Genomic DNA, 25,585 nt, shown 5'->3' with positions numbered 1-25,585 from the left:
GTCCCTTCAGACGGATGAGGCGGTGGGGAACGTGACGGGGAGCGCGGCCAGCGCCCGGTGGAAGGGTCCGGGGCGCCGGACCAGGTTCTCGGGGGCGGTGGCCAGGTCCATCTCGGGCAGCGCGTCGAGCAGGTGCGTGATGGCCGTCTCGGCGATGAGGTAGGCGTGCGGGCGCGCCGGGCAGGCGTGCGGCCCGGTGCTCCAGGACAGGTGCGCGCGGTTGCTGGCGGTGCGCTGGTCCCCGAGAGCGGGATCGTTGTTGCAGGCGGCCATCGAGATGACGACCGGCTGGTGCGCGGGCAGCAGGAACCCGTCGACGTCGACGGGGTGCGGCGGATAGCTGATGCAGTAGTTCGCCAGCGGCGGGTCGGTGTAGAGCACCGTGTCGAGCGCCTCGCGGACGGAGGAGCCGCCCGCGTGCAGGTCGCCGGAGAACTGGTCGTCCGTGAGGACCTTCAGGACGGTGTTGGCGATCAGGTTGGTCAGGGGCTCGATCCCGGCGCCGTACAACGTGACGAGCTGGTGGGCCATCTCGATGTCGTCGAGCGCCGCCTCGTGCGCGAGGAGCCGCGACGTGATGTCGTCACCGGGCTGCCGGTGGCGCAGCGCCACCAGGTCGGCGACCGCCTGGGAGAGGATCTGGTTGCCGCTCGCGGCGTCCACCCCCTCGAAGATCTTCGCCATGCCGTCGGCGATGCGGCGGCCCATCTCGTCCGGGCAGCCGAGCAGGGCGCTCAGGACGCGGAAGGCGATGGGCCACGCGTACTGGGTCAGCAGGTCCGCGCCCTCGGCGTCCCGGAACTCCGCGATCGTCGCGTCGGCGACCTGCTCTACCACGGTACGCAGCTCATGCTGGTCGACCGCGTTGATCGCGGCACTGTTCGCCGACCGGTAGCGGGTGTGCGCGGGGCCCGACGAACGCAGCGCGTTGGGACGGTGCTCCATCATCGGGCGGACCGGGCAGGTCTCGGGGACGGACTGCTCCCACATCCGCGGATCGGCCGGGAACCGCAGGGGATCGTTGAGGATCCGGCGGGCCTGCGCGTAGCCGATGACGAGGGTCGCGGGGACGCCGGGGACGAGGTCCACCGGCACGAACGGCCCGAACTCGGCCCGCATCCGCGCGTACGCGGCGTGCGGGTCGGCCGCGAACTCGGCCTCGTGCAGGGCGATCCGGCGCTCGGGCGCCACATCGATCGTGGTCGGGGTGGTCACGGGCGGGGCTCCAAAACGGGTGCGTGCAACTCGGTCAGGTACTCGCAGAGGGTGATCAGGGCCAGGACGCTGGACGTGCCGTCCCGGGCGTCACACGTCGTCAAGGGCGTGTGCGGGTCCAGGTCGAGGGCCTGACGGATCTCGTCCAGGTCGTAGCGCGGCGCCCCCTCGAACAGGTTGATCGCCACCGCGTACGGAGTGCCCTGCTCCTCGTGCAGGGCGAGGATCTCGAAGGAGGCCTCCAGATTGCGGGTGTCGACCAGGACCAGCGCGCCCAGCGCGCCCTCGGTCAGCCCCGCCCACATGGGGCGGAAGCGGCCCTGGCCTGGCGTGCCGAACAGATAGAGGACCAGGGCGTCGCTGAGGTGCAGCCGCCCGAAGTCCATGCCGACCGTCGTGGTCGTCTTGCGCGGGGTGCGCGCCAGATCGTCCACCCCTTCGCTGGCCTGGGTGATCCGCTCCTCCATGCGCAGCGGCGGGATCTGGGAGACGCTGCCCACGAACGTCGTCTTGCCGACGGCGAAGCTCCCGGAGATCACGATCTTCGCGGACCGGGTCACGCCGGGTGGCACATAGATGAGGCCGTCAGACGAGGGCGCGGAGACCACGCAGTACCTCCTGGAGCAGATCGGTTTGTGGTTGGTCTTCACCCGCGGCGACAGGGCGGGTCAACAGGCCCTCGTCGATGAGGGAGGAGACGAGGATGCGGACCGTGGAGGGAGGGAACTCCAGGGCGGCCGCGATGTCCGCGACCGCGAGGCCGCCGCCCATGGACCGGTCGAAGAGGCCCATCACCCGCCGGGCGTCCGCGCCCAGGCCCTCGGCCGAGCCGCTCGCGGCGAGCACCACGGTCTCCAGGCGCACCTCCGGATCGGCGCGGACCCGTCCGTCGGTACGGACGTAGGGCCTGACCAGGTCCGGGTCCCGCCGCGGCCCGCTCACGTCGTCGGCAGGCCGAGCTCGGAAGGCTGCCGGGGCGCGACCTTCATCTCGTGGCCCACCCGCTGGGCCAGCTCCAGCATGTGATGGGTGATCAGGCCGATGTCGGCGTCGGGACCGCTGGTCTGCACCGACAGCATCGTGTTGCCGCCCGCCTGGGTGATCAGGCCCACGTGGTTGGTGAGCTCGATCAGCGCCTGCCGGGTGCCGCCGCCCCCGGTCTCCTCGTCGTAGGCGAGCGCGGCGGCACGGACGGCCGCGGTGATGGCGGCGAACTTCTCCGCCTCGTCCTGTCCGATCCCGGCCGTCCGGGAGTGCAGCAGACCGTCGGAGCTCATCAGCACCGCGTGCCGGACGCCTTCGAGGGACCCCAGGGCGCGGTCCAGCAGCCAGCCAAGTTCGTTGCCGGTGGTCACGGTCATGCTCCTTCGTGGGAGGTGGTCGGGTCTTCGGTGCGCCCGCTGCGCGTCCCCTTCGCCCAGGCTGCGGCGACGGAGGGGCGCCCGGGCGGCGTCGCCCCGCCGTCGGACGACGTGGGACGCGGGCTCGCGGCAGGTGTCCTGCGCGACCGGACGGCCAGACCACTGGCGGTGGTGCGCTTCGGGGGCGCCTGCGCGGGGACGGCCGCGGCCGCCGGCGCGGCCGTCGCGGGAACCGGCTCGGCGGCGGGTGCGGGACGGGCCGCGGGCGGGGCGGCCGTGGTCAACAGGCTCTTGGGGATGAACATGTAGACACGCGTGCCGCCGAAGGGGTTCGGTGCCTCCAGGTCGATGCGGAACCCGTAGTCAGCCGCGAGGGCGGCGGCCGCCCGCAGACCGGTCTGCGGGTGCGCGCCGAGCTGGTTGATGTCGTCGCGCCGGACACCCGTGAGGATCTCCCTCGCCCACGTCAACTGTTCCTCGTTCATGCGCAGGCCGGCGTCGTCGACGATGACCGACACCCCGTGGTGCCCCTCCTGGAAGGCGACGTGCACCCGGGCCGAGGACGGCGAGTAGCGCACCGCGTTGTCCAGGAGCACCGCCAGCGCGTGCACGACGGGCCCGACCGCCCGGCTGGTCACCGTCACGCCGAGCTCCTGGTGCTCGACCCGCTCGTACTCCTCGATGCTGCCCATCGCGGCCCGCACGACATCGGTCATCGGCGTGGCCGGCCAGCGGCGCGACAGCTTGCCGCCGGACAGCACCACGTAGTTCTGGGCGACGAGCAGCATCTGCTGCGTGGGGTGGTCGATGCCGACGAGCGTCTCGTACGCCTCGTCGCCCTCGTGCCGCCGCACGCCCTGGCTCACCCGCTGGCTGAGCTTCGAGGCCATGCCCACCATCGCGGAGGAGACGGCACGCACGGCCGCCCGGCTGGACTCCTCGGCGCTCTGACGGGCACGGGCCGCCTCGCTCCGCGCGCTTTCCCGCGCGTCGGCGATCTGGGAGCTCGTGCTGGTCTGCGCGTCGTACTGCACCTTGCGCACCGTGTGCGCCGCCGAGTCGGCCAGCTCGGTGAGCCGCTGCGCCAGCGCGGTGTTGACCAGCGCCTCGGGCAGTTCTATGTCGACACCGTGACCGGTGCCCTGCCGTTCCGCCTCGGCGCCCAGCGCGGGGATGACACCGCCGGCGAGCTGTGCCAGGACGTGCTCGGTGGCGTGCTGCCTTCTGGCGATCTCCTCGGCCTGTACGCGGAGGCGGCCGTTCTCGGCGCGTTCGCCTCGGTACTGGTCCCAGAACCGCCAGGCCGCGCCGCCGGCGGCCAAGGCCAGTACCGAAGGCACCACGGAGGTGGCCTGTATGAGGTCTGTCATCACGTCCTCAAGGTGTAAAGGGGGGTGGGGCGGCCATGTGCCGCCGGGCCGGGACGCCAGCCGGCGCGCGCGACCTGCGGGAGCCAGCTCGGCCGGTCACGGTTGCCCTCGCACTGCCGGGGCCGGTACGGGCTCGGGGGGATGTCCGCGCCGTGGGGCCGCCGGGTGGGGGTGGGGTCAGGGCTCGGGCCAACTACGGAAGCCGGTGGGCGCCACGAGACCGAGGCCGGATCGGGGGCCCGACCTGAATCACCGTACTCATCAATTGCTTCCTGGCTTCCCTCGGTTGCGGCGGGCTTCCCACGGCATACGTTTTCAGCCAATTGACTGTTAAAAACAGCCAGTTGGCTTCCGCTTGGCAACGATATCTTGTCGTGTCCATCGTCCGGGGTCCAGATGACCAAGGACCCGCGGGGGCATTCGTGGTCGCGCGTCGGCCATCCGTGATCCACAGCGTCTAGGCTTCCCGGCATGGAGCAGCGCGAGATCATGCAACGAGTCGTCGGCATCCTGACGGAAGCGCTCGAGATGCGCCGACAGGCACGCGAGAACCCGGACGGCGAGATCGACAACAGCGGCGCGGTGGGCGCCATGCTCGAGGAAATGCTGCCGCCCATCGAGATTCCCGCGGACGCCACACCGATCGAGGTGGCGGCGGTGGTGGGCCAGGAGCTGGGTCCCGTGATCGAACAGATCACGTCCGCCTTCGCCCTCTCCTTCGCCCAGCTCGCCGAAGTCCACGACGAGGGGCGCACGGACGTGACGTCCGCGGATGTACTGCGGTCCATCGCGCTGCACTTCGAGAACGAGGAGCACGAGGAGGGCGAGTAGGCTGCGCGTAATGCGCTGTGATGGGCGGCGCCTATTACGTGTGGAGGTCGCGTGGATACGGCGACAGTGCGGGCCTGGGTCGACGGGTGGGTCGTCTCGCGCGGGGCCGCACCCGCGGTGGAGCAGCCGTGGGGATACACGGTCGACGTCGGCCTGCCCCACCAGGTGACCCGGCACGTACTGACCAGCACGGGCGAGGCCGTCGTCCGCAGGGTCGTGGAGAAGACGACGGCACCCGGTACCTGGCTGAAAGTGTTCGCCGCCCCGGAGGCCATCGCCCCCTGGCTCACACCGGAGTGGGCCTTCGACGACCCCTGCTTCCTGATGTCGACGACCCTGCGCACGTCCACGACGGACCTTCCGACCGGCTACCGGCTGCGCACCTGGAGCCGGGGCGGCGTGACCCGTGCCCTGGTCCTCGCCGCGGACGGCTCCTTCGCCGCCCACGGCCAGGCCGCGGGACCCTCCGGCGCCGAGTCCGTCGTCTTCGACCAGATAGAGACCGCGACGGCACACCGGCGCAAGGGCCTCGGACGCACCGTCATGAACGCCCTGGCGAACGCGGCGGTCGCGACGGGCGCACGGAGCGGGGTGCTCGGCGCGACGGTCGAGGGCCGCGGCCTGTACGAGTCGCTCGGCTGGTCCGTCAGGGCGCCGCTCACCGGTGTCGTCCTCAAGTCGCCCGACGCGGGCCGAGACAGGCTCTGAGGAGGCACCGGCATGGAGTTCTTCTGTTACCACCGCGACCGGCCGGGCTCGCTGCCGTTGCGCGAGGAGCTGGGGGAGGAGCACTGGTCGTACATGGACCGGTACACCGCCGGGCTGATCGCCCGCGGCCCGACCTTCGCCGACGACGGCGAGACGCCCTCCGGCAGCGTGCACATCGTCGACCTGCCGGACCCCGCCGCCGCCCGGGCGTTCGCTCACGACGAGCCCAACCACCAGGCAGGGGTGTACCGGGATGTCCTCCTCCGCCGGTGGCGCAACATGCTGGGCCGCACCATGTGGGACTTCCCCGGCGGCCGCACCGGAAGCGACCGCCACCTCGTCCTCGGCCTGGGCCCGGACCGCCCCGCCGACCTCCCCGCACTGCCCGACGACCGCGACGAGCTCATCGCGTTCGGGCCCCTGCTCTCCGACGACGGCGCCGCCTGGCTCGGCACGGCGGTGCTGCTCCGGGCCCCGGACCCGGAGACGGCACGCGCCGTGCTGTCCCCGGACCGGTACGCCGACATCGAGGTCCACGACTGGGAGTTCGGTGGGCGCCGCTGATCCGCCCCCGCCGGTGACGGCAACCGCTCAGCGGCCGTCCAGCAGCGGCCGCAGCGCCGTCGCGAGACGCTCGTACTCGCCCGGTGTGTTGTAGATCTGCCCGCAGACACGGATGCCACCGCCGCCCGGCCACGCCCAGATCAGGACGCGGAAGCCCAGGCGGGCGGCGATCTCCTCGCGCAGGGACGCCGCCTCCGCCGGGGTGCGGGCGAGGCCTCGCGGCAGCCGCAGAGCCCGCATGGCCAGCCGCTCGTCGGCGGGGAGCGGCGTGAGTCCCGGAAGACCGGCGAGGAGTTCGGCGCCGTACGCCGCGAGGGCGCTGTTGTGGGCGCGGACGCGGTCCGCGCCGAGCGATTCGATGAGGTCGAGGCCCTCGGGCGCCGCGAGCAGGCCCGTGTAGTCGGCGGTGGCCCGGTACTCGACGGAGCGGGGGAAGCCGCGGTCGTCCTCCCAGGAGGGCACGGGTGCGGGCACCCGCTCGCGGTGTGCGGTGGCCACCGCGAGCACCGCGCTGCCCGGCGGCGCGTACCCCCACTTGTGCAGGTTCCCGAACCAGAAGTCGGGCGCCCCGGCCAGCGGGTCGGCGAGCATGCCGGGGGCGTGGGCGCCGTCCACCACGGTCGTCACCCCGCGCTCGGCCAGGTCGGCGAGGAGCGCGGGCGTGGCGATGAACCGGGCGGTGGGCGAGCTGATGTGGTCGAGGAGGGCGACGCGGGTACGCGGGGTGAGGCCGGCGAGCACGGCCTTGCGCACGGCTTCCTCGTCCGGCAGGTCCGGCCCGAGGGGAACGGTGACGACGCGGGCCCGGCGCGCCGCGGCCGCGACGACCGTGCCGTAACCATGGTCGGTGACCAGCACTTCGTCGTCGGGCGCAAGCCGCAGGGCGTCGAGGGCGAGCCCCGCGGCCTCGGTGGCGTTGGTGACGAGGGCGGCGCCCTCGGGGTCGGCGCCGAGGCGCGCCGCGATCCGGCCCCGGGCCTCGGCGAGCCGGTCGGGAACGCCGAGGAAGAAGCGGTCCGGATCGACGGCCGCCTCCTCCGCGATACTCCGGTGAACCCGGGCCACGGGAACGGGCACGGCGCCGAAGGACCCGTGGTTGAGGTGCGCCACTCCGGCACTGAGCCGGAACAGTTCGCTGCCGCCGGGAAAGACGGCGGGCGCGCTCACCGGGCCTCGGGGGCGCGGTCGGCGGAGACGGCTATGGGGAAACGTGTATGGGCCATGCCTTCGATGGTCTCAGCTCGGCCCGGCCGTCGGGCCCGCGCGTCCGCGGATCGTGCGTGCCGGGCGTCGGGGCGCAGGCGGGGGTGCAAAGACAGGCTCTCAGGCGGTGCGGAGGTCCGCTGCCTGTGGATACGGCACATGGGTGCGGCCTGCTCCACCCCCTCCGCACCGCGCACACGTGACCCGGCCGCCGACGAGAGTGGACGGTGCGGAACGTCAGGCCGGCAGCGTCGTCACTCCGGACTCGTCCGGCGCACGCACTCCTTCACCACTTCCCGGAGACGGCCCGTCCGCTCCAGGAGGTCCCGCTGCACGCGAGCGCCGTTGCCGTGCTTCAGGAGGTCCTCCGTGGTGCTGTGCGCCAGATCGAGGTCGCCCGTGTCCTCCAGGGCGTCGCGGACGTGGTCGAGGAGGGCGTGGACCACCTCCTCACTCGGTGCGGGGCGCATCGTGACCGGGTGGAGCAGGGTGTCGTCCAGGCCGGAGCGGCCCGCCCGCCAGTTGGCGAGGCGCAGGGAGGCCACGCCGTGGGGGAGCGGGGGGCGGTCCGCACGCCAGTCGCGGGCGGCCGTCTCGACCAGGGCCCGGGCCAGTGTGGCGATCAGGACCGTCGACGTGGCTTCCAGGCAGACGTCCGACACGCGGATCTCGACCGTGGGGTAGCGGTGGGAGAGCCTGGCGTCGAAGTAGACCATGCCCCGGTCGCGCAGGACGCCGGTGGCGGTCATCTCCGCGACCTGCTCCTCGTACCGCGCGGCGGAGCCGAAGATCTCGGTGGGGCCCGCCATCGGCCAGCGGCCCCACACCCTGCTGCGGTAGCTGCTGTACAGGCTGTCGTTCCCCTGCCAGAAGGGCGAGTTGGCGCTCAGCGCGACCAGGACGGGGAGCCAGGACCTGATCCGGTCGATGACGGCCACGCCCTCCTCGTCCGAGTCGACCGACACGTGGACGTGACAGCCGCACGTCAGCTGCTCCTGTGTCGTCAGGCCGAACTGCTGCTCCATCCACTGGAAGCGGCTGCCCGTGTTCACCGCCGGGTTCACGGGCAGCGGCGAGGTGGCGAGCGCGGCCACCGCCGCGCCCACGTCACCGGCGTGGCGCGCCGCGTCCGCGCGCCAGCGCGCCACCTCGTCCGCGAGGTCGGACATGTCGGAGCGGGGCTGCGTGGCGAATTCGAGCTGCTGTCCGTGGAGTTCCCTCTCGAAGGTCTCCTCCTCGGGCTCGCGGTAGTCGTCGGCCTGCTTCTCGGCGCCGGAGCTCTCCCCGGTGTCCCTGGCCGCCCGGGCCAGGACGGCCGAGGACAGGGCGCGGGGCTCGCCGCTCTCCCGGTCGACCAGGAGGAGTTCCTCCTCCACTCCTACGGTGCGCAAAGGAGACCGCCTCTCTTCCATGTCACATCGCGGCGTGGCGCCGCGTTTCCTCCGTGGCCCCGTGGACACTCCGTCCGGAGCCGTGAGACCCCTGTACCCCAGGACCGGATCCGCAGCCGTACGGTGGAGCGGCGGGCGGCCGGAGGTTTCAGGAAGGACTGTTCGGCAAACCGATCATTTATGGTGCAAATCGGCTACACAATGATGACCGAGCAAGCCGGTCCGCGCGCGCTCGTCGACGACCTCGTCGCGGCCGAGCGGGCAGGCTTCGACTTCTCCGTCACCTCCGACCACTACTTCCCGTGGCTGGAGTCGCAGGGACACTCCCCGTACGCCTGGAGCGTGCTCGGCGCGGCCGCGCAGGCGACCTCGCGCATCCCCCTCATGACGTACGTGACCTGCCCGACGGTCCGTTACCACCCCGCCGTCGTCGCCCAGAAGGCCGCGACGATGCAGCTGCTGTCCGAGGGCCGCTTCCGGCTGGGGCTCGGCTCGGGCGAGAACCTCAACGAGCACATCGTCGGCGCCGGATGGCCCTCCGCCCGCGTCCGCATCGAGATGCTCGAAGAGGCCGTCGAGATCATCCGCGCGCTCTTCACCGGCGACAACGTGAACCACGAAGGCACCCACTTCGACGTGGCGAACGCCAAGCTGTGGGACGTCCCCGACGACCTGCCGCCCATCGGCATCGCCGTCTCCGGCGAGCGGTCCTGCGCGCTCGCCGGACGCCACGCCGACCTCGTCATCGCGACCGAACCCAAGGGCGAGCTCATCGAGTCGTTCGACAAGCACGGGGGCCGCGGCAAGCCCCGGGTGGGGCAGCTGCCCGTCTGCTACGACACCGACAAGGACGCGGCGATCGCCCGCGCCCACGACCAGTTCCGCTGGTCCGTCGGCGGCTGGCCCGTCAACTCCGAGCTGCCGGGGCCCTCCGGGTTCGCCGGCGCCACGCAGTTCGTCACCGAGGAGGACATGGCGAAGCAGGTCCCCTGTGGCGACAACGTCGACGACTTCGTCGAGGCCGTACGCCCCTTCGCCGAAGCGGGCTTCACGGAGATCGCCCTCGTCCAGGTGGGCGGCGAGCAGCAGCGCCCCTTCATCGACTGGGCCGAGAAGAAGCTCCTGCCCGCCCTGCGGGAGCTGTGACGGGCCGGACGGCCGGCGAGCACCCCGAGTCCCCGCACCCCCCGTCGGCGGACCTCGTGCAGGTGGTCCTCGGCGAGTGCTCCCCGGCCGACGCCGACACCGTGTTCACCGTGCTGCGCGAACACTTCCCCTCCGACCGGGGGTCCGACGCGCCGGGCCAGACGGGAGAGACCTGCCCCGAAGTCTGGACCGGCGGCTTCCTCGCGGACCACAGTCCCGGCTCCGTACCGGGCGTGCTGCTCGCCGGCTCGGTCACCGCGGACCTGCAGGGTGGTCCCGTCGCGGTGTCACGGCTGCGCGCCGCACTCGCGTCGGCCTTCGTCGAGACGGACGCCGCCACGGTCTCCGGGGACCAGGAGGTCGAGGTGCAACTGCGCCTGACCGGCCCCGACCAGGGGGCGCCGCCCGGGGACGACTGAGCGGTTGCCCCGATCGGGTGTGCGTCCGCGTGTCGCATCCGGGCCTTCCGCGCGGTGTGCCGGGGTGCGGCATGGTCGAAGGACCCGCATCCCGACGGGACCGCGAAGGAGTACGGCACTGGTGCGCGCAACGAGGCCGGTCGTCGCCATGACACTGCTGGGCTGCGCCCTCGTCGGCTGCGGCGCCGGAATCGACGCGCGCGAGGACGCAGCGTCCCGTGCCGCCGCCCGCTTCGAGGCCAGTCTGCGCGCCCCGGACGCCGCACGCGGCTGCGCCGCCCTCGCCCCCGGCACCTTCGACGAACTGGAGCGGTCCGCGGAGCAGCCCTGCGCGAAAGCCCTGCCGGACGCGGAGATCCCGCTGTCGACGGGGGTGCGGCACGTCGACGTGTACGGGCGTCAGGCCCGCGTCGTCACCGACCGCGACACCCTCTTCCTCTCGTCCTTCCCGGACGGCTGGAAGGTCACGGCCGCGGGCTGCACCCCACGCCCCGAAAAGCCGTACCAGTGCCAGATCAAGGGGAGTTGACCGGTGCGGACGATGTTCACGGTGTATCTGGTGATGGTCGCCGCGGGGCTGGCCTACTGCACGGTGATCGGGCTGACCCAGCGATGAGGGGCTGATGCGGCGGTGAAGGGGTTCCTGCGTTTTCTGCGCGAGAACGGTCTGACCCTCGCCTTCGGCGTGGGCTTCCTCCTCGCCCTGGCCGGCCAGGCGATCGCGGGCCACGCCGACTTCAACAACCAGCTCGTCGCGGAGGACCTGGCCCCGATGAGCTTCGGCGGCTATCTGCTGTCCTCCGACTTCGCCGTGGACGTGATGGAGAACTGGCAGTCCGAGTACCTGCAGTTCTTCCTCTACATCTTCGGCACGGTGTGGCTGCTCCAGCGCGGATCTCCCGAGTCCAAGGAGCTCCACAAGGCCGGCACGGAGTCCGACGAGGACCAGAAGGTCGGCGCGCACGCCATGCCCGACTCCCCGCGCTGGGCGGCGGTCGGAGGCGTGCGCCAGGCCTGCTACTCCCGGTCGCTCGGCATCCTCATGTGCACGCTGTTCCTGCTCTCCTGGCTGGCCCAGTCCGTCACCGGCACCGCCGCGTACAACGAACAGCACCTACGCGAACTCCAGGCACCCGTCAGCTGGTTCGACTACCTCGGCGCCGCCGACTTCTGGAGCCGCACCCTGCAGAACTGGCAGTCCGAACTGCTCGCCGTGGGCTGCATGGCCGTCTTCTCCGTCTATCTGCGCCAGCGCGGATCCCCGGAGTCGAAGCCGGTCGGGTCGCCCCACACCGCGACCGGCGTCGAGGGCGGCTGAGGCTCACTCCGTCGCGGTGCCGGGCGCGTCGGAGAGCGGCACGAGCAGGGCGCTGCGCCCCTGCCGCCACCGGCGCAGCAGCCGCGCGCCGAGGCGGTCCTCCAGGAACCCCGTCGCACGGACGCCGAAGGCGACGTCCGCCTCCAGGCCGGGCTCGGCCGCGAGGAGTCCGCCGACGACGTCCCGCCGGACCACCTGGTCGTGCACGGCGTCCGCCTCCACGTGTTCGTCGTAGAAGCGCTGCGCCGCGGGACCCGCGCCGATCCCGCGCAGCGCCGCGGCCAGCCGCCGCGAACCGGGCGACGACGTCACCTCCACCCAGGCGAAGTGCCCGACCAGAGCACCGCGGTGGGCGCGGTGCAGGCCGAACAGGGACATGAGGTTCACGGTGGCGAGCACCTCGGCCGGCGCCGCGTCGACATAGTGGCCGTAGGACGTGTCGAGTCCGAGGTCGGCCATGAGGTCGGCGAAGAGCCGGGCGTGGATGTCCTCGGCACGGCCCGCGCCGAACTCGTCGTACTCGATGGCCACCATCGCCGCCTTGGCCCGGCCGTGCAGCCGCGGGATGACCCAGGCGTGCGGGTCGGCCTCCTTGAGGTGGTACAGCGAGCGCAGCGCCGCGTACTCCCTGAACTGCCACAGCTCGCCGTCGCGCCGCAGATGGTGGCTGACACTCGTGTCGTCGTGCCCGACGGGCTCCACGAGCAGCGCGGCCAGTGCCCCTTCCGCGTCGTCGCTCGGCGGCACGTCGGTGTGCAGCGCGTCCAGGAAGCGCCGCTCCAGGGCATGCCGCAGGGACAGCAGGGCCGGGTCCCACTCCCTGTCGTCGGCCACCTCGGCGAACCCCTGGTAGTGGAGTTCGTAGAGGACGTACAGGGCGAGCTGGAGGTCGTCACCGTAGGCGTCGGCGTTGCGCGCGACTCGTGGCTCGGGCGCGGGGATGCCGTCCCTGAGCGCCGCGATCACCGCGCGGGACAGGTCGCCGCGCGCGGAGGGCAGGTGGGGACTGCGGCCGCGCGATTCGGGGGTGGCGGAGTGTGCCTCCGTGGCGCGCGTCCGCGCGGGGGCCGTCATGAGGATGCCTCCGGGTTCTCGGTGTCCGGCGGTGCCGGTTCGTCCTCGTGCTGTTTCACCCGCCGCCGGTGGCTCGTGTCGCACCACGGGTACGAACGGCTGCGGCGGCAGGTGCAGATCGCCACGGTGAACCGCGAGGAGACGGAGACGGTCCCGTCGTCGGCGACCACCTCCACCGGGCCCTCCACCAGGAGCGGCCCGTCGCGGTCGACCGTGACGCGGCGGGGGCGTTCAGGGGAGTTCGGCACGGATCACCACCAACTCCTCGCAGGTCTCGCCGTCTTCCAGCAGGTTGCGGTGGCGCAGCCACGACTCGCGCGAGCGCATCACAGGACCGAACGGGACGAACTCCCGGTCGGCGACCGCCGGTTTCATGCCCCGGTCCGCGAGCCGTTCGAGTGTGGCGTCCACGCCGCTCAGCGCGGAGTGCACCATCAGCAGGACGCCGCCGGGGCGCAGGGCGCCGGGAGCCGCGTCGCAGACACGGTCCACGACCGCGCGGCCCGCGGGTCCTGCGTCCCAGGCGCGTGCCGCGCCGCGCCGGGGGAGCAGCGTGGAAGGGGAGGGCACGTAGGGCGGGTTGCTGATCACGTAGTCGTACGGGCCCGCCGGCACCCCGCGCGTCATGTCGCCGCGGCGGACGGTGACCGACTGCCGGGAGAGCCACGCGTTGACGCGGGCGGTCAGGACCGCGCGCCGGGAGATGTCGAGGGCGGTCACGCGGGCTCCCTGCCGCGCCGCCGCGACGGCGAGTGCCCCGGAGCCGGTGCCCAGGTCCAGTACGGACGTGTTCTCGCCGATGCGCTCGCGGCGCAGGTTGCGGGCCAGGAGATCGGTGTCGTACTGCGGTGCGTACACGCCGGGCAGAGTGATCAGACGGGGCCGCCGGGCCGGCCCGGCCGCGCGTCCCGTGCGTGCCGGGGTGGGCATGGGTGTCCGCGTGTGCGTGGTCATGTGGCATCTCCCGTCGGCGGGAACTCCACTAGGGGCTCCTCCTCCCACACTCCGCCCGTTCACCATCGGCCACCACCGGAAAGATGACTCAAGGTGAGTCAAAGCACGACTCATGGTGACTTGACGTGAACGGTGCGGATTTTGTGCCTGCTTCGGTTCTGACACTGGGTGCCCCCGGCACCGTGATCCACACCTGGTCCGCGCGCGACCCGGTCTCCGCCCGGTGCGTCAGTCCACGGAAGTGTGCTTGTGCCGCGCCCACGCGGGCAGCACGAACCAGCACAGGAGGTACCAGGCGACGACACCGGCCACCAGCCACGGCACCACGGTGTTGTCGGTCGCGACCCGCAGCACGAGGAGCAGCGCCGCCGTCAGCGTGCCGAGCAGGAGGACCAGTCCGGCGAGCGTCAGCCGGGAGGCCCACACCACCGCGTGGGGCTTGATCCTGCGCCCCGCGACGATGCGGTGGAAGGACACCGGGCCGATGAGGGCGCCCGTCGCCGTCGAGCCGAGGATCACCGTCACCACGTAGATCGTCCGGTCGGTGTCGCTGAGATCGGCGAACCGCGGTGTGAAGACGACCGTGAGAAGGAAGCCGAACAGGATCTGGACACCGGTCTGCGCGACCCGCACTTCCTGGATCAGCTCGGCCCACCGGCGGTCGGCGCGCTCGTTCTCGGTCTCGCTGCGGCCGGTGTCCGTGGCCTTGCTGTTCGACGCGTCCACATATTGAGTCTGCCGACGAACCGACGGGACTACAAACGGAAGTGCTTCTTGTGCCGCGAGTTCTGATTTGAGCCTTCGAGGGCGGGCAGACGGACGCAGAACGAACGTCGCATCCCACCTCGATGGAGGCTCTCCATGCTGCTGGCGCACCCCGTCGTCCTGGAAGACCTGCTGGAGCGCTACAAGACCCTGGCACTGCTCCGTGCCGACCAGGGCAGTGCGGAGAGCCGCCAGGCGTACGAGGACGTCGCCTACAGCCTGTGCCTGGCCACCGGCACCAGCGACATCGACGCCGCGGTCGTCGCCGCGGGGCACCGGCTGCCCGGTGCCAGGACCATGGACGACTCATTGCTGTCGGCGTGAGGCTGCACGCGTGAGCGCCCGGGCCCCCGCGGGGGCCCGGGCGCACGTACATACGTCCCTACGCGCCGTGCCAGACCGTCGTCGCGTTGCAGAACTCCCGGATGCCGTGGCCGGACAGCTCACGGCCGTAACCGGAGCGCTTGACGCCGCCGAAGGGCAGCCCCGGGTGGGAAGCGGTCATGCCGTTGAAGAACACGCCGCCCGCCTCCAGGTCCTGTACGCACCGCTCGACGTCGGCGTCGTCCCGGGTCCACACGTTGGAACTCAGCCCGAACGGCGTGTCGTTGGCGAGCGCCACGGCCTCGTCCAGATCCGCGACGCGGTACAGCGTGGCGACCGGACCGAACGCCTCCTCGCGGTGGATGCGCATCTTGGGGGTGACGTCGGCGAGGACCGTGGGTGAGTAGAACCAGCCCTGCCGCAGCTCCTTGGGCCGCTGCCCGCCGCACAGCGCCGTGGCGCCGTTGTTCAGCGCGTCCTCGACGAGCTCCTCCAGGTCGTCGCGGCCCTGCTCGGTCGCGAGCGGACCCACATCGGTCCCCTCGTCCATCGGGTCGCCGACGGTCAGCTCCCGCATACCGGCGACGAACCGCTCCCGGAAGGCTTCGTAGACGTCGGCGTGGACGATGAAGCGTTTCGCGGCGATGCAGGACTGTCCGTTGTTCTGCACCCGGGCGGTGACCGCCGTCGCCGCCGCGCGCTCGACGTCCGCGCTCGGCAGTACGAGGTAGGGGTCGCTGCCGCCCAGCTCCAGAACGGTCTTCTTGATCTCGTCGCCCGCGACGGACGCCACCGAGCGCCCCGCGGGCTCGCTGCCGGTGAGGGTCGCCGCGGCCACCCGCCGGTCGCGCAGGATGTCCTCGACGGCGCCCGAGCCGATGAGCAGCGTCTGGAAGCAGCCCTCCGGATACCCGGCGCGCTTGAACAGGTCCTGGAGGTAGAGCGCCGTCCTCGGTACGTTCGACGCGTGTTTGAGCAGGGCGACGTTGCCCGCCATGAGGGCCGGGGCGGCGAAGCGCACGACCTGCCAGAGCGGGAAGTTCCACGGCATCACGGCCAGGACGACGCCGAGCGGGCGGTAGCGCACGAGCGCCCGTGAGGCACCCGAGTCGCTCACGTCCCGCTGTGCGGGGTGCTCGTCCGCGAGCAGGCTCTCGGCGTGCTCCGCGTACCAGCGCATCGCCTTGACGCACTTCGCGGCCTCGGCCTTCGCGGCCTTCACCGGTTTGCCCATCTCGGTCGTCATGGTCCGGGCGATGTCCGCCGTGTCCTCCTCCAGCAGGTCGGCGGCGCGGTTGAGCAGGTGTGCGCGCTCGGCGAAGTCGCTGACGCGATGGCGCGCGTAGGCCGATTCGGCTGCCGCCAGACGGCGTTCGATCTCGTCGCCGGAGAGTGCCTCGAAGGTTTCGAGGGTCTCGCCGGTGGCCGGGTCGACCGTGGCGATGGGCATGCGGCTCCTCCTCGGGAATGCGGGGGCGGGAGTGGTGGGTGGGCGTGGGACTCATGGCTGGGCTGTGGAGAGTCGGGTCCACGCGGTGCGTCCCCGGGATCTCCACCGTAGGCCGACATGGATGCGGGGGCATGCCGGAGGCGGCCGGACGGTCGGTCCGTGGAGCGGGCCTCCGGGAGCTGGCCGTGCGGTGGTCATGCGGGCCTCCTTGCCGTCGGGCGGAGGGCTCGGCATCGCGGCCGTCCGCCGGGCCGAGCCGCTGTCGCCGACCGGGTGCCCACTGCGGGCGGGGGAAACACGCGTGACCGGAAGCCGCCGCCTGCTCAGAGGCCCAGGTCGGTGAGGCCGGGGTGGTCGTCGGGTCGGCGGCCGAGCGGCCAGTGGTAGAGGCGGTCGCTCTCCTGGATGGGCACGTCGTTGATGCAGGCGTGCCGGGTGTGCATCAGGCCGTACTCGTCGAACTCCCAGTTCTCGTTGCCGTACGACCGGTACCAGTGGCCGGAGTCGTCGTGCCACTCGTACGCGAAGCGCACCGCGATGCGGTGGCCGTCGTGCGCCCACAGCTCCTTGATGAGCCGGTAGTCGAGCTCGCGGTCCCACTTGCGGGACAGGAAGCCGACGATGGCGTCGCGTCCGGTGACGAACTCCGCGCGGTTGCGCCAGCGCGAGTCCTCGCTGTAGGCGAGCGCCACTTTGCGGGGATCGCGGCTGTTCCAGCCGTCCTCGGCGAGGCGGACCTTCTCGACGGCGGTCTCCCGGGTGAAGGGCGGTACGGGCGGCCGGGCGGCTTCGGCGGTCATGGCTCACTCCTTGTGGCTCTTGCTACTTCCTGCGACTACGAGGAGAACGGGCGTTCTCCCCGCAGAGCCGTCACGATAGGAGAACGATCGTTCTCGCGCAACGGTGCGGGGGTGCCGACGCCCGTAGTACGGTGGGAGAACGCACGTTCTCACCGTTCTCTACCCCGGCGGGGAGCCTTGATGGAACACGCAGAAGCGGAGACCCGCCTGCTCGACGCAGCCGAGCGGCTCTTCTACGAGCGCGGCATCCAGGCGGTCGGCATGGACCAGGTCCGCACCGCGTCGGGCGTCTCGCTCAAGCGGCTCTACGGGCTGTACCCGTCCAAGTCGGAGCTGGTCCGGGCCTGCCTGGAGCGCCGGGACGGGCGCTGGCGCGGCCGACTGGCGGCATACGTCGACAGCGTGCGCGGCACGGACGGCGCCGAGGAGCGTGTCCTCGCGGTCTACGACTGGCTGTACGCCTGGTTCGACGAGCCCGACTTCCGGGGCTGCGCCTTCGTCAACTCCTTCGGCGAACTCGGCGCCGTGGACCCCGGCGTCGCCGAGGCCGTCCGCGCGCACAAGGCCGCCTTCCGGGAGTACGTGGCCGGGCTCGCGTCGGACGCGGGGGTGCCGGAACCGACCGTCGGGCCGCTGGTCCTGCTCGCGGAGGGCGCCATGACGGCCGCCGCGATCTCCGGCTCACCCGAGCCGGCCCGCCAAGCCCGGGACGGGGCGGTCCAGTTGCTGGCCGCGTCCAGGGTGCGGGTCCCCGCGACGTAGGCTCCGACCTCGACACGAGGAGGGGTGATGGCCAAGACGTACCGCATGACGGCCGGCACGCGCATGATCAACCGGGTGTTCCACGCGATGACCCGGCGGGGGATCGGCAAGGCGTACCGGTACAACCTGTCCGTGCGCGGCAGGAAGTCCGGGCAGGTGTACTCGACGCCGGTCGACGTGATGTCTGCCGGTGGCGAGCGGTGGCTGGTCGCCGCCTACGGAGTGAGCCAGTGGGTGCGCAACGCGCGCGCGGCCGGGCAGGTCGGCCTCAGTCGGGGCGGCGGATCGGAGACGGTGCGGGTGGTCGAGCTCGGACCGGCGGAGAGTGTGCCGGTGCTGCGCCAGTACTGGCGGGAAGTGCCCGTGACCCGGCCGTACTTCGACGTGACGGACGCGTCGACGGACGAGGAGTTCGCCGCCGAGGCGGCGCGGCACCCGGTGTTCCGGCTGGAGCCGCTCGGGTGACGCGTGCGGTGACGGGCCTCGCGTGAAGTGCCGGGCGGGCGCGGAGGGTTGCGCCCGCCCGGCGGTGGGGTGCGCGGCGCCGGAGGGGGCGCCGCGCCGGGAGGGGGTCAGCAGCTCAGGTTGGCGCCCGGAGTGGTGCCCAGGATCTGGGTGAAGGACTTGTAGCGGTCGATGCGGCTCTGGACCTGGGAGGGGTTGCCGCCGTTGCACTCCAGCGTGCCGTTGATGGCGCGGATGGTCTCACCGAACCCGGCGCCGTTGACCATGGCGTTGTGCGGGGTCATGGTGCCGGGGCCGCTCTGCGTGTTCCAGTACCAGAGGCCCGTCTGCCAGGCGATGGCCGGGTTCTGCTCGACCAGGTAGGGGTTGTGGAGCAGGTCGATGCCGAGCGCGTCGCCCGCGGCCTTATAGTTGAAGTTCCAGCTGAGCTGGATCGGGCCGCGGCCGTAGTAGGCGGCCTGACCCGCGGGACAGCCGTAGGGCTGGGTCTGGTCGCAGTAGTGCGGGTAGTTGCTCTGGTTCTGCTCCACGACGTACTTCAGGCCACCGGTCTCGTGGCTGACGTTGGCGAGGAACGCGGCCGCCTCCTGGCGCTTCACGGTGTCGCTGCCCGTGTTCGCGAAGGCGGGGTAGGACTTGAGGGCGTCGGTCAGGCCCTTGTAGGTGTAGAACGAGTTCCGGCTCGGGAACATCTGGTTGAACTGGGCCTCGCTGACGACGAAGCCGGACGGATCGGGGTTGCCCGGGTCCGTGCCGCCGCCGCAGGTGCCCTGGTCGGCCCAGACGTCGGAACGGCCGGGGGTCTCGTTCTGGGTCCACCACTTGGCGGTCCAGTTGTGGCCGTTGTACGAGGCGGACTTGCCGCCCGTGTAGACGGACGAGGAGCTCCAGGGCGCGGCGCACTCGGCGGCGGACGCGGAGGTCGCGGCCGGACCGAGGACGATCATCGCGCCGAGCGCGGCGAGCGCGGCGGCGAAGCTGGTGAGGCGTCTGATCATGCCAACTCTCCTTGTGGCGGCGGGGTTTGCGGGGGCCACGCCGTCGATGGGGGTGTCGCGACTCAAGCGAAAATGGTCTGAACCTGTCAAGGTATAGACCAAACTCCACGGGTAAAACCTTCAGGTCGCGCCGTTTGACAGGGTCAAACATGGGATGTTCCGATGTCTGTGAAACATGGGATGTTCCCATGTCCACCCGTGTCCAGCAGAGAAGGTGCCGACCGATGCCGCTGCGCAGCGCCGCCCGGACCAACCTCGTCGACGTCGTCATCGCCCAGATGGAGAGCCTCATCGGCGACGGCGAGTGGAAGGTCGGCGAGAAGATCCCGGCCGAGCCGCTCCTCGTCGAGCAGCTCGCCGTGGGCCGCAACACCGTGCGGGAAGCCGTGCGCGCCCTCGTGCACACCGGCATGCTGGAGCCCCGCCGGGGCGACGGCACCTATGTGCGGGCGGACAGCGACTTCGGCGCGGCCGTGCAGCGCAGGCTGCGCCGTGCCGGCGTCCTGGAGGCGTACGAGGTCCGCGCCTCCCTGGAGCGCGACGCCGCCCGGTACGCCGCGCAGCGCCGCACCGACGAGGACCTCGCCACGCTGCGCGCCGCGCTCGTGGAGCGCGGCCTGGCGTGGGAGAGCGGGAACACCACCGCGTTCATCGACGCGGACATGGCCTTCCACCGCACGGTCGCCGACGCGGCGCACAACAGCGTCCTCGCCGAGCTGTACGGGCACCTCAGCGACGCCCTGCGCTCCACGGTCCAGTCCGTCATCGGCGCCCCCGTCCCGGACTCGGTGCGCCACCAGCGCGAAGGCCACCAGGCGATCGTCGACGCCATCGAGGCGCGGGACCCCGAGGCCGCGGAGGCCGCGGTGCTCGCCCACCTCCACGAGGGCATGGCCGCCCTGCGCGAACACCCCCACACGAACGAATCAGGAGCAGCACATCATGAGTGAGGCAGCACCGGCGCCCGCCGAAGCCGCACCCGCCGGCACTGCCGAGGCGTCCCCGGCCCCCGCCCCCGCTTCCGGCCCGGCCGCGCCCTCCGCCTGCGGCCCCGCCACGCCCCCCACGCCCGGACGCCACGCGCTCTACCTCGCCCTCGGCGTCGTCCTGCTCGCCCTGAACCTGCGACCCGCCCTCGTCGCCGTCTCCCCGCTCGCCGACACCATCCGCGACGACAGCGGCATGTCGGCCGCCGCGACCAGTCTGCTCACCGCGCTGCCGCTGCTCTGCTTCGGCCTGCTCGCCCCCGTCGCGCCCCGACTCGGCCGCCGCTTCGGCATGGAGCGGTCGTTGTTCGGCACCATGGTCCTGATCTGCGCGGGCACGGCCCTGCGTCTGCTCGACTCGGTCGTCGCGCTCTTCGCCGGCACCGTCGTCATCGGCGCCGGCATAGCCGTGGCCAACGTCCTGCTGCCCGGCCTCATCAAGCGCGACTTCCCGGCGAAGGCGGGACTGATGACCGGCCTGTACTCGATGTCGCTCTTCGGCGGCGCCGCGCTCGCGGCCGGTGTCACGCTGCCCGTGCAGCAGGCCAGCGGCATGAACTGGCGCACCACACTGGCCTGTTGGGGAGCGCTCGCGGTCGTCGCGCTGCTCGTGTGGCTGCCGCAGCTCCGCTCGCGCACGCGAGTCGGCGCGGCGGCCGCACGGCAGGCCGCCCACCCCGTACGCGGCCTGTGGCGCTCCCCGCTCGCCTGGCAGGTCACCGCGTACATGGGTCTGCAGTCCCTCAACTACTACGCGGCCGCCGCCTGGCTGCCGACCGTGTTCCAGGACGCCGGAATGGCTCCCGGCGACGCGGGCTGGATGCTGTCCTTCTCCTCGCTGCTCGGCATCGCGGGCTCCTTCCTCGCACCGGTGATCGTCGGCGGCAGGCTCCGCTCGGGCACGCTCGCCGCGCTCGGCGCCGTTCTCTGCGCGCTCGGTTACGCCGGTCTGCTCGCCGCCCCGGTCGGCGGCGCCTACCTCTGGATGACGCTGCTCGGCCTCGGCCAGGGCGCGGCCATCAGTCTGGCGCTGCTGTTCATCGTGCAGCGGGCGCCCGACGCACGGCACGCCGCGCAGCTCTCCAGCATGTCCCAGTGCTTCGGCTACATCCTCGCCGCCACGGGACCGACCCTCCTCGGCGCCGTCCACGACGTCTCGCACAGCTGGACCGTGCCGCTCGTGCTGCTGCTCGTCCTGCTGGTCCCGCAGGTCGTGGCCGGACTGGGCGCCGCACGCGACCGACACGTGGCGGGCATCGGCTGACGTCCGCTCGGGCAGGATGCACCCGGTGCGGTTCTCCACGGCCCACCGTGTCGGATCGAGAAGGGTGCAACGATGACGGATTCGGCCCCCGGGCGACTCGTGATCTCACGGGCGACGCCCGACGACTGGCGCGTGGTGACGGGGTGGGCGGCGGACGAGGGCTGGAACCCCGGCCTCGCCGACGCCCCCTCCTTCCACGCGCAGGACCCGGAAGGGTTCTTCCTGGGGCGGCTGGACGGCGAACCCGTCTCCGCGATCTCCGTGGTCAACTACGGCGACGACTACTCCTTCCTCGGCCACTACCTGGTCCGCCCCGACCAGCGGGGCCGCGGCTTCGGCCTCGCCACCTGGCGGGCGGGCCTCGCACACGCCGCGGGCAGAACCGTGGGCCTGGACGGCGTGCCGGACCAGCAGGACAACTACCGCCGCTCCGGCTTCGAGCGGCGGCACGGCACAGTGCGCCACGTCGGACCGCTGCCCGTGGTCGACGTGCCCGACCGGCACGTACGCCCCGTCGAGGCCGCGGGCCTGCGGGCCCTCTCGGCGTACGACAGCGCATGCCTGCCCGCCGACCGCCCCCGCTTCCTGGAGTCCTGGCTCGCCGCCCCGGGCCACCGCGCTCTCGCCCGTATCGTCGACGGCCGCCTGACCGGGTACGGAGTGCTCCGCCAGGGCCGCGACGCCCGCCGCGTGGGACCGCTCTTCGCGGACACCCGCGCCGACGCCGAAGCGCTCCTCGACGTGCTGGCCGCCGAGGCGGACGGCGCTCCCGTCTCCCTGGACGTGCCCGAGTCCAACGCGGAGGCCGTGGCGCTCGCCGAGGCGCGCGGCATGAAGCCCACCTTCGACACCGCCCGCATGTACACGGGCCCGGTCAGGGAGTACGCCCAGGAACGAGTTTTCGGAGTCACGTCACTGGAACTCGGCTGACCGTTACCCGAACGGGGCCGACGGGCGAGCGGGCCTTGACCTCAAGTTTAGTTGAGGTTCTAACCTTCCCGTATGAGCATGGAAACGACCGCGTGGACGCAGATGTACAGCGTCATGAACGCCCAGCAGGACCGCCGCCCGTTCGCCCGGGCCACCTTGCGCCGCATCGGCACCTTCGCGCGGCCCCACCGTCGACGTATCTGGCAGTTCGTGCTGCTGAGCATTCTCACCGCACTGCTCGCCGTGGCAACTCCCGTACTCGCGGGCAACGTGGTGACCGCCATCGTATCGGGCTCCGACTCCTCGACCGTGGTGAACTACGCCTTGCTCATCGCGGGGATCGCGCTCGCGGAGGCCGGACTCGGACTGCTGAGCCGGTGGCTGTCGGCGAACCTCGGCGAGGGCCTCATCCTCGATCTGCGCACCGCCGTCTTCGACCACGTCCAGCGCATGCCCGTCGCCTTCTTCACCCGCACCCGCACGGGCGCCCTGGTCAGCCGCCTCAACAACGACGTGGTCGGCGCGCAGCGGGCGTTCAGCAACACGCTGTCCGGCGTCGTCGGGAACGTGGTGACGCTGCTCCTGACCCTCGTCGTCATGCTGACGCTCTCCTGGCAGATCACCCTGCTCGCGCTGGTGCTGCTGCCGGTCTTCGTGGTGCCCGCACGCCGCATGGGCACGCGGATGGCCAGGCTCCAGCGCGAGGCCGCGCACCACAACGCCGCCATGGGCACCCGCATGACGGAGCGTTTCTCGGCGCCCGGCGCCACCCTCATCAAGCTCTTCGGGCGGCCCGGTGACGAGTCGGCGGAGTTCGCCGCACGGGCCCACCGGGTGCGGGACATCGGCGTACGCACCGCCATGGCGCAGTCCGCGTTCATCACCGCCCTCACCCTGGTGTCGGCCCTCGCCCTGGCTCTCGTGTACGGCCTCGGCGGGTACTTCGCGCTGGAAGGGTCCCTGAAGCCCGGCGCCGTCGTCTCGCTCGCCCTGCTCCTCACCCGGCTCTACGCGCCCCTGACCTCACTGGCCGGCGCGCGGGTCGAGGTGATGAGCGCGCTCGTCAGCTTCGAGCGGGTCTTCGAGGTGCTCGACCTGAAGCCCCTCATCGAGGAGAAGAAGGACGCGGTGCCGGTGCCCGAAGGGCCCGTCGCCATCGAGTTCGACGACGTCCGGTTCGGCTACCCCGCCGCCGACAAGGTCTCCCTCGCCTCCCTCGAAGAGGTCGCCTCGCTCGACACCCGCGGCGGCGACGAAGTCCTGCACGGCCTCTCCTTCCGCGCCGAGCCCGGACAGACCGTCGCCCTCGTCGGCTCGTCCGGAGCGGGCAAGTCGACCATCGCGCAGCTCCTGCCCCGCCTGTACGACACCGACGAGGGCACCGTACGCATCGGCGGCGTCGACGTCCGGGACCTGTCCGCCGCATCCATGCGGGCCACCCTGGGCATGGTCACGCAGGACGGCCACCTCTTCCACGAGTCCGTCCGCGACAACCTGCTCCTCGCCAAGCCCGGCGCGACCGAGGACGAGCTGTGGGACGTGCTGCGCCGGTCCCGCCTCGAAGACCTCGTACGCTCCCTGCCCGACGGTCTTGACACGGTCGTCGGGGAGCGCGGATACCGCCTCTCCGGCGGCGAACGCCAGCGGATGACCATCGCGCGCCTGCTTCTCGCGGGGCAGCGGGTCGTCATCCTCGACGAGGCGACGGCGCACCTCGACAACACCTCCGAGGCGGCGGTCCAGGAAGCCCTCGCGGAAGCGCTCGAAGGCCGCACCGCCGTCGTGATCGCCCACCGTCTCTCCACCGTGCGGTCCGCCGATCAGATCCTCGTCGTCGAGGCCGGGCAGATCGTCGAACGCGGCACGCACGACGAACTCCTCGCCCTGGAGGGGCGGTACGCGGAGCTGTACCGGACGCAGTTCGCCAAGGGCACGGGGGCGGTGGACCCGTCGGACGTGGTGGAGGCGGCCTGAGGGACGGAGGGGGACGGCGCTCCCGCAAATGATCACCCGTGTCCATTCGTCCACCAGGAGTTCATTGGTTCCCCACCATCGGTCCGCCTCCCCGTGAGAGAAACCCTCCATGTGCGATGACGAGTTGATACCGCCGAGCGCGGACCTGACCGAGGACCAGTGGCTGCGGGCCGAACCGGCCCTGGCGGAAGGGCCGGTGGGGGAGCGTGTCCGGGAGATGCGGGCGCCGCGGCGCCGGACCGTGCTGGGCGGCGTGGTGGCGGGCGCGGCAGCGCTGACCGTCCTCCAGGGCGGCGCGCAGCCCGCCGCGGCCGCCGCCCGCACCGGCAAATTCCCCCTGCCGACGCAGCCGAACCGGGCCGGTGAGTACGCGGTGCTCCTCACCGGCGACGCCGGAACGGGCGAGGACGCGCAGCACGCGGTGGCCGCCGCGGCCCGCGAGGTGTGCCGCGCGGAGGGCGTCGGCCTCGCGGTCGGCCTGGGCGACAACATCTACGAGAACGGCCCCGAGTCCGCCGACGACTCGGAGTTCCGCACCAAGTTCGAGGACCCCAACTCAGGCCTCGACATGCCGTGGCTGATGGTCCTCGGCAACCACGACTGCTCGGGACTGATCCCCGGCAGCGGCGGCGACCCCTCCCGGGGCGACCGCGAGGTCGCCTACGCCCAGGGCTCCCGCCGCTGGTACATGCCGAGCCGCTACTACAACGTCGCCCTGCCCGCGCAGGCCGGCGACGGCAGCGCTCCGGTGGTCGAGTTCTTCGCCATCGACAGCAACCCCGTCTCGTCGTACGTCGCGCAGATGGACCCGCACTACTGGTGGAACGGCCCCTACATGCGCGAGCAGCGCGCCTGGCTGGACGGCGCCCTCAAGGCGTCGCGGGCCCGCTGGAAGATCGTGCTCGGCCACCACCCGTACCTCAACAACGGCAAGCACGGCAGCGCCGGATCGTACGACGGATTCGTGATCGGCAACTACACCAGCGGCATCCACCTCAAGGAGCTGTACGAGGAGGTGGTGTGCGGACGCGCCGACCTGATCCTCTCCGGGCACGATCACACGCTGCAGATCCTGGAGCCGACCGCGCGCACCGGCGGCACCCGCCAGATCGTGTGCGGCGCCGCGGGCAAGGCGGGCGACGGCAAGGCGCACTTCGGCCACCCCTCGACCTGGCAGAACTTCTCCGACCACGGCTTCATGATCCTGAAGGTGTCCGGGCGGGCGATGACCGTCGAGGCGTACACGGTGGACGTCACCACCCGCACCGCACGCCTCGCCCACCGCACGCGTACGGCCGCACCAGTGGGGTGAA

At 72.0% G+C, this 25,585-nt stretch carries 29 protein-coding genes; 15 read left to right on the top strand and 14 right to left on the bottom strand.

Going from position 1 to position 25,585, the window contains the following annotated elements; genetic code table 11:
* Positions 1–6: 6 nt before the first annotated feature.
* The 5 genes from DEJ48_RS04255 to DEJ48_RS04235 are packed head-to-tail and all read right to left on the bottom strand — an operon-like array spanning position 7 to position 3,946.
* Positions 7–1,215: a cytochrome P450 gene (locus DEJ48_RS04255; protein ID WP_150214590.1), complete on the bottom strand. Its 1,209-nt coding sequence runs from the start codon at positions 1,213–1,215 to the stop codon at positions 7–9.
* Positions 1,212–1,823, bottom strand: a complete 612-nt coding sequence (locus tag DEJ48_RS04250) for a GTP-binding protein (protein ID WP_150214588.1) — start codon at positions 1,821–1,823, stop codon at positions 1,212–1,214. Before DEJ48_RS04250 ends, DEJ48_RS04255 begins: the two co-directional genes overlap by 4 nt.
* Positions 1,801–2,157: a DUF742 domain-containing protein gene (locus tag DEJ48_RS04245; protein WP_150214586.1), complete on the bottom strand. Its 357-nt coding sequence runs from the start codon at positions 2,155–2,157 to the stop codon at positions 1,801–1,803. Before DEJ48_RS04245 ends, DEJ48_RS04250 begins: the two co-directional genes overlap by 23 nt.
* On the bottom strand, positions 2,154–2,576 hold the full coding sequence (locus tag DEJ48_RS04240) for a roadblock/LC7 domain-containing protein (protein ID WP_150214584.1): 423 nt from the start codon (positions 2,574–2,576) through the stop codon (positions 2,154–2,156). Before DEJ48_RS04240 ends, DEJ48_RS04245 begins: the two co-directional genes overlap by 4 nt.
* Positions 2,573–3,946, bottom strand: coding sequence for an ATP-binding protein (locus DEJ48_RS04235; protein ID WP_150214583.1), 1,374 nt, complete (start codon positions 3,944–3,946; stop codon positions 2,573–2,575). The genes DEJ48_RS04240 and DEJ48_RS04235 overlap by 4 nt, the downstream gene beginning before the upstream one ends.
* Before the next feature lie 471 nt (positions 3,947–4,417).
* Between DEJ48_RS04235 and DEJ48_RS04230 the strand changes: the two genes are divergently transcribed.
* The 3 genes from DEJ48_RS04230 to DEJ48_RS04220 are packed head-to-tail and all read left to right on the top strand — an operon-like array spanning position 4,418 to position 6,049.
* Complete coding sequence (locus tag DEJ48_RS04230; protein ID WP_150174904.1) at positions 4,418–4,777, top strand: hypothetical protein; 360 nt, start codon at positions 4,418–4,420, stop codon at positions 4,775–4,777.
* Positions 4,778–4,828: 51 nt separating this feature from the next.
* Positions 4,829–5,485 (top strand): GNAT family N-acetyltransferase, encoded by a 657-nt coding sequence (locus DEJ48_RS04225; protein ID WP_150214581.1) that lies wholly within the window; start codon positions 4,829–4,831, stop codon positions 5,483–5,485.
* 12 nt (positions 5,486–5,497) lie between these two features.
* Positions 5,498–6,049, top strand: coding sequence for a YciI family protein (locus DEJ48_RS04220; protein WP_150214580.1), 552 nt, complete (start codon positions 5,498–5,500; stop codon positions 6,047–6,049).
* A gap of 27 nt (positions 6,050–6,076) precedes the next feature.
* On the opposite strand, the gene DEJ48_RS04215 is transcribed toward DEJ48_RS04220, so the two are convergent.
* Positions 6,077–7,216 carry an aminotransferase class V-fold PLP-dependent enzyme gene (locus DEJ48_RS04215; protein ID WP_150214578.1) on the bottom strand — a complete coding sequence of 380 codons (1,140 nt, stop codon included), beginning with the start codon at positions 7,214–7,216 and terminating at the stop codon, positions 6,077–6,079.
* A 290-nt stretch (positions 7,217–7,506) separates the two neighbouring features.
* The gene (locus DEJ48_RS04210) at positions 7,507–8,643 is read right to left on the bottom strand and encodes a glutamate--cysteine ligase (RefSeq protein WP_223831890.1); all 1,137 of its coding nucleotides are present in this window, start codon (positions 8,641–8,643) and stop codon (positions 7,507–7,509) included.
* Between the two features lie 180 nt (positions 8,644–8,823).
* On the opposite strand from DEJ48_RS04210, the gene DEJ48_RS04205 reads away from it, so the two are divergent.
* From DEJ48_RS04205 to DEJ48_RS04190, 4 genes are all read left to right on the top strand, one after another.
* Positions 8,824–9,789: an LLM class F420-dependent oxidoreductase gene (locus DEJ48_RS04205; protein WP_150214574.1), complete on the top strand. Its 966-nt coding sequence runs from the start codon at positions 8,824–8,826 to the stop codon at positions 9,787–9,789.
* Positions 9,786–10,208: a hypothetical protein gene (locus tag DEJ48_RS04200; protein WP_150214572.1), complete on the top strand. Its 423-nt coding sequence runs from the start codon at positions 9,786–9,788 to the stop codon at positions 10,206–10,208. Before DEJ48_RS04205 ends, DEJ48_RS04200 begins: the two co-directional genes overlap by 4 nt.
* Before the next feature lie 121 nt (positions 10,209–10,329).
* Positions 10,330–10,737: a hypothetical protein gene (locus DEJ48_RS04195; protein WP_223831889.1), complete on the top strand. Its 408-nt coding sequence runs from the start codon at positions 10,330–10,332 to the stop codon at positions 10,735–10,737.
* Positions 10,738–10,839: 102 nt separating this feature from the next.
* The gene (locus DEJ48_RS04190; protein ID WP_223831888.1) at positions 10,840–11,526 is read left to right on the top strand and encodes a DUF6766 family protein; all 687 of its coding nucleotides are present in this window, start codon (positions 10,840–10,842) and stop codon (positions 11,524–11,526) included.
* Between the two features lie 3 nt (positions 11,527–11,529).
* On the opposite strand, the gene DEJ48_RS04185 is transcribed toward DEJ48_RS04190, so the two are convergent.
* The 4 genes from DEJ48_RS04185 to DEJ48_RS04170 all read right to left on the bottom strand — a co-directional run bounded on the left by DEJ48_RS04185 (position 11,530) and on the right by DEJ48_RS04170 (position 14,280).
* On the bottom strand, positions 11,530–12,600 hold the full coding sequence (locus tag DEJ48_RS04185) for an iron-containing redox enzyme family protein (protein WP_150214570.1): 1,071 nt from the start codon (positions 12,598–12,600) through the stop codon (positions 11,530–11,532).
* Positions 12,597–12,848 carry a CDGSH iron-sulfur domain-containing protein gene (locus tag DEJ48_RS04180; protein WP_150214568.1) on the bottom strand — a complete coding sequence of 84 codons (252 nt, stop codon included), beginning with the start codon at positions 12,846–12,848 and terminating at the stop codon, positions 12,597–12,599. The genes DEJ48_RS04185 and DEJ48_RS04180 overlap by 4 nt, the downstream gene beginning before the upstream one ends.
* Positions 12,832–13,554 carry a HemK2/MTQ2 family protein methyltransferase gene (locus tag DEJ48_RS04175; protein ID WP_411757418.1) on the bottom strand — a complete coding sequence of 241 codons (723 nt, stop codon included), beginning with the start codon at positions 13,552–13,554 and terminating at the stop codon, positions 12,832–12,834. Before DEJ48_RS04175 ends, DEJ48_RS04180 begins: the two co-directional genes overlap by 17 nt.
* Positions 13,555–13,782: 228 nt before the next feature.
* On the bottom strand, positions 13,783–14,280 hold the full coding sequence (locus DEJ48_RS04170) for a DUF6328 family protein (RefSeq protein ID WP_150214566.1): 498 nt from the start codon (positions 14,278–14,280) through the stop codon (positions 13,783–13,785).
* Between the two features lie 135 nt (positions 14,281–14,415).
* Between DEJ48_RS04170 and DEJ48_RS04165 the strand changes: the two genes are divergently transcribed.
* Complete coding sequence (locus DEJ48_RS04165; RefSeq protein WP_150214564.1) at positions 14,416–14,643, top strand: DUF5133 domain-containing protein; 228 nt, start codon at positions 14,416–14,418, stop codon at positions 14,641–14,643.
* Between the two features lie 58 nt (positions 14,644–14,701).
* Here the strand turns inward: DEJ48_RS04165 and DEJ48_RS04160 are convergent, their stop codons facing one another.
* Together DEJ48_RS04160 and DEJ48_RS04155 are read right to left on the bottom strand one after the other, a co-directional pair.
* Positions 14,702–16,093, bottom strand: coding sequence for an NADP-dependent succinic semialdehyde dehydrogenase (locus DEJ48_RS04160; protein WP_150214562.1), 1,392 nt, complete (start codon positions 16,091–16,093; stop codon positions 14,702–14,704).
* 323 nt (positions 16,094–16,416) lie between these two features.
* The gene (locus DEJ48_RS04155; protein ID WP_150214560.1) at positions 16,417–16,893 is read right to left on the bottom strand and encodes a DUF1348 family protein; all 477 of its coding nucleotides are present in this window, start codon (positions 16,891–16,893) and stop codon (positions 16,417–16,419) included.
* Positions 16,894–17,073: 180 nt separating this feature from the next.
* On the opposite strand from DEJ48_RS04155, the gene DEJ48_RS04150 reads away from it, so the two are divergent.
* On the top strand, positions 17,074–17,655 hold the full coding sequence (locus tag DEJ48_RS04150) for a TetR/AcrR family transcriptional regulator (RefSeq protein ID WP_150214558.1): 582 nt from the start codon (positions 17,074–17,076) through the stop codon (positions 17,653–17,655).
* 27 nt (positions 17,656–17,682) lie between these two features.
* Positions 17,683–18,120: a nitroreductase/quinone reductase family protein gene (locus tag DEJ48_RS04145; RefSeq protein WP_150214556.1), complete on the top strand. Its 438-nt coding sequence runs from the start codon at positions 17,683–17,685 to the stop codon at positions 18,118–18,120.
* Between the two features lie 107 nt (positions 18,121–18,227).
* Here DEJ48_RS04145 and DEJ48_RS04140 read toward each other — a convergent pair whose 3' ends face one another.
* Complete coding sequence (locus tag DEJ48_RS04140; RefSeq protein ID WP_150214554.1) at positions 18,228–19,118, bottom strand: glycoside hydrolase family 19 protein; 891 nt, start codon at positions 19,116–19,118, stop codon at positions 18,228–18,230.
* Between the two features lie 224 nt (positions 19,119–19,342).
* On the opposite strand from DEJ48_RS04140, the gene DEJ48_RS04135 reads away from it, so the two are divergent.
* From DEJ48_RS04135 to DEJ48_RS04115, 5 genes are all read left to right on the top strand, one after another.
* Positions 19,343–20,068 carry a FadR/GntR family transcriptional regulator gene (locus DEJ48_RS04135; RefSeq protein WP_150214552.1) on the top strand — a complete coding sequence of 242 codons (726 nt, stop codon included), beginning with the start codon at positions 19,343–19,345 and terminating at the stop codon, positions 20,066–20,068.
* Entirely contained in the window at positions 20,061–21,368 is a 1,308-nt protein-coding gene (locus DEJ48_RS04130) for a CynX/NimT family MFS transporter (protein ID WP_223831887.1), read from the top strand. The genes DEJ48_RS04135 and DEJ48_RS04130 overlap by 8 nt, the downstream gene beginning before the upstream one ends.
* Before the next feature lie 72 nt (positions 21,369–21,440).
* Positions 21,441–22,298, top strand: coding sequence for a GNAT family N-acetyltransferase (locus DEJ48_RS04125; RefSeq protein ID WP_150214550.1), 858 nt, complete (start codon positions 21,441–21,443; stop codon positions 22,296–22,298).
* A gap of 72 nt (positions 22,299–22,370) precedes the next feature.
* The gene (locus DEJ48_RS04120) at positions 22,371–24,272 is read left to right on the top strand and encodes an ABC transporter ATP-binding protein (protein ID WP_150214548.1); all 1,902 of its coding nucleotides are present in this window, start codon (positions 22,371–22,373) and stop codon (positions 24,270–24,272) included.
* Positions 24,273–24,381: 109 nt separating this feature from the next.
* Positions 24,382–25,584: a metallophosphoesterase gene (locus tag DEJ48_RS04115; protein ID WP_150214546.1), complete on the top strand. Its 1,203-nt coding sequence runs from the start codon at positions 24,382–24,384 to the stop codon at positions 25,582–25,584.
* Position 25,585: the final 1 nt, after the last annotated feature.

Source organism: Streptomyces venezuelae (assembly GCF_008642315.1).
GTDB lineage: Bacteria > Actinomycetota > Actinomycetes > Streptomycetales > Streptomycetaceae > Streptomyces > Streptomyces venezuelae_D.
The sequence above is the reverse complement of the archived record's forward strand: the minus strand, read 5'-3'. Positions and strand labels throughout refer to the sequence as shown.